Below are 2,978 nucleotides of genomic sequence, written 5' to 3' on the forward strand. Positions count from 1 at the left end.
GCCGCCGATCTGGCCGCGACGGTCCGGGTAGAAAAGGGTGCCGCAGGCGGTCAGTTGGGTCAGCAGGGTGGCGATGAGGGCGCCACCGATGACGCGGGTTGGGATGCGCATGTAAATCTCCGAAAAGTTCTTCAGCAGGGCAAGCGAAGCGCCTGCGCCTGTTGCTAAGACCATGATAGAGCAGGCTGGGTTCGCCGTTATACTCGCCGGACTGTTCGAGGACCACCATGATTTCTTTACCAATCGATGCCGTGTTGCCGGCCCTGCGCCAGGCCCTTGAAAACCGCGACGAAGCCGTGCTGGAGGCGCCCCCTGGCGCCGGCAAGACCACCCGCGTGCCGCTGGCGCTGCTGAACCAGCCGTGGCTGGCCGGGCAGACCATCCTCATGCTTGAGCCGCGACGCCTGGCGGCGCGGGCAGCTGCCGAGCGGCTGGCCAGCGAGCTGGGCGAAAAGGTGGGCGAAACCGTGGGCTACCGTATCCGCCTGGACAGCAAGGTCGGGCCGAAAACCCGCATCGAGGTGGTCACAGAAGGCATCCTCACCCGTCGCCTGCAGGCCGACCCGGCACTGGAAGGTGTGGGCCTGCTGATTTTTGACGAATATCACGAGCGCAGCCTGGACGCAGACCTGGCGCTGGCGCTGAGCCTGAATGGGCGCGAGCTTTTGCGTGACGACCCGCCGCTGAAGATTCTGCTGATGTCCGCCACCCTGGAGGGCGAGCGGCTGTCGCGGCTGCTGGACGATGCCCCGGTGGTCAGCAGTGAAGGGCGCATGCACCCGGTGGACATTCGCTGGGGCCGGCCCTTCCAGCCCGGGGAATTCATCGAGCCGCGGGTGGTGGATAGCGTGCTCCAGGCGCTGGCTGACCAGACCGGCAGTGTGCTGGTGTTCCTGCCGGGCCAGGCCGAGATCCGCCGTGTGCACCAGAGCCTGCAGGAGGCGTTGGGCGAACGCCCCGGGATTCTGCTGTGCCCGCTGCATGGCGAACTCGACCTCAATGCCCAGCGCGCTGCCATCGACCCTGCGCCCAAAGGCCAGCGCAAGGTGGTGCTGGCCACCAACATCGCCGAAACCAGCCTGACTATCGACGGCGTGCGCGTGGTGATCGACGCAGGCCTGGCGCGGGTGCCCCGTTTCGACCCCGGCAGCGGCATGACCCGCCTCGACACCCAGCGCATTTCCCGCGCCAGCGCCACCCAGCGCGCCGGCCGTGCCGGCCGACTTGAGCCGGGTGTGTGCTACCGCTTGTGGTCCGAGGCCCAGCATGACCAGCTTGCCGCCCATGGCAGCGCCGAAATCCTTCAGGCCGACCTGGCCGGCCTGGCCCTGCAACTGGCGCGTTGGGGCGTTACGCCCGAGCAGTTGCGCTGGCTGGACCAGCCGCCTGTTGCCGCATTCGGCCAGGCCCAGGACCTGCTGGCGCGGCTGAATGCCTTCAAGGCGGGTAGCCGCGACAACCTCAGCGAACATGGCCAGGCCATGGCCGAGCTACCCGCCCACCCGCGCATCGCCCACCTGTTATTGCGTGGCCAGGACCTGGGCCTGGCACAGATGGCTTGTGACGTGGCGGCGTTGTTGGGCGAGCGGGATATCCAGCGCGGCGGCGGTGCCGACCTGCACAGCCGGCTGGCGCTGGTCAGCGGCGAGAGCAAGGCTGCCCGTGGCGGCCAGGGTGGCGTGCAGCGCGCCCGCCAGCTGGCGCGCCAGTACCGCAGCTTGCTGCGGGTCAAAACGGGTGCGCCCGTCGCTGACCCGGATCACCCACGTTGGCTGGGCGCGCTGCTGGCGCTGGCCTACCCCGACCGCGTCGCCCAGCAGCGCCGCGAGGGCGGTGCCGAGTATCGCTTGGCCAACGGCCGTGCGGCGCTGTTTGCCGAAGTCGATGCCTTGATGAAGTGCCCGTGGTTGGTGATCGCCGACCTCGGTAGCCGGCAAGGCCAGCGTGAGGAGCGGATCTACCTGGCGGCCGAGTTCGACCCGGGCCTGCTCGACGGCGTGCTGGCCGAGCAGGTCGAGCGGGTCGACATTCTGGATTGGGACGAGCGCGAGCAGGTGTTGCGTGCCGAGCGCCAGATCAAGGTTGGCGAGCTGGTGCTCAGCCGCGAGCCGCTGCCCGGCCTGGACGACCAGGCTCGGGCCCGGGCGTTGCTTGGCCTGGTGCGGCGCAAAGGCTTGAACGTGCTGAGCTGGACGCCTGAACTGCGGCAGTGGCAGGCACGAGTGGCACTGTTGCGCCAGCTCGACCTGGCCAAGGAAAGCCACAGCGACTGGCCCGATCTGGGTGACGAAGCCCTGCTCGCCAGCCTGGAAGACTGGCTGCAGCCGTACTTGGGCAAAGTGTCCCGCCTCAGCCATTTCGCCGCGCTGGACCTGCCGTCGATGCTGCGCAACCTGTTGCCCTGGCCGCTGCCGCAGCGCCTGGAAGAACAGGCCCCGGCGCACCTGACGGTGCCGTCCGGCTCCAGCATCCGCCTGGATTACAGCGAAACCCCGCCGATCCTCGCCGTGCGCCTGCAAGAGCTGTTCGGCCTTGCCGACACACCGCGCATCGCCAACGGCCGCCAGCAAGTCAAACTGCACTTGCTGTCGCCGGCGCGTCGCCCGGTGCAGGTGACCCAGGACCTGGCCAACTTCTGGCGCACGACCTATGCCGAGGTGAAGAAGGACCTGAAAGGGCGCTATCCGAAGCATTACTGGCCGGATGACCCGCTAGTTGCCGAGGCTACGGCACGGGCCAAGCCTCGCGGGACCTGAAACCACAAGGTCTGGTTGGGGGTCAGTTGTGAACACGCTGCAGGATGAAAAGAGTGTCAGCACCTGCCTGGGCGTTCAAATAGGAGAATCGAGGGGTATCGGTTGCAGAATCGTGTCGCGCCTTGACGGCGTGGCCAAGATGGTCGCGCAGGCGGCACAGCACTGCGTTCTCTGACCACTCCAAGGGTTCGATCTTGATGAAGTCGCTGACGGTTGAGACCT

1 protein-coding gene and 2 pseudogenes are annotated in these 2,978 nt (G+C 67.5%); 1 reads left to right on the forward strand and 2 read right to left on the reverse strand.

The genetic code is table 11. The features are described from left to right. Positions 1 to 174, reverse strand: a pseudogene (locus HP547_RS29570) (polyribonucleotide nucleotidyltransferase); the annotation flags it as partial. 53 nt (positions 175 to 227) lie between these two features. Here HP547_RS29570 and hrpB point away from each other — a divergent pair. Next, the gene (gene hrpB / locus HP547_RS07890; protein WP_172285968.1) at positions 228 to 2,756 is read left to right on the forward strand and encodes an ATP-dependent helicase HrpB; all 2,529 of its coding nucleotides are present in this window, start codon (positions 228 to 230) and stop codon (positions 2,754 to 2,756) included. Positions 2,757 to 2,778: 22 nt separating this feature from the next. On the opposite strand, the pseudogene HP547_RS29345 reads toward hrpB, so the two are convergent. Next, a pseudogene (locus HP547_RS29345) lies at positions 2,779 to 2,978 on the reverse strand (hypothetical protein); the annotation flags it as partial.

The organism is Pseudomonas sp. CM27 (genome assembly GCF_013179515.1).
In the GTDB taxonomy this organism is placed as follows: Bacteria; Pseudomonadota; Gammaproteobacteria; order Pseudomonadales; family Pseudomonadaceae; genus Aquipseudomonas.

Coding starts and splice junctions, on each gene's coding strand:
- hrpB (WP_172285968.1), top strand. CDS start 228: ATGATTTCTTTACCAATCGATGCCGTGTTGCCGGCCCTGCGCCAGGCC.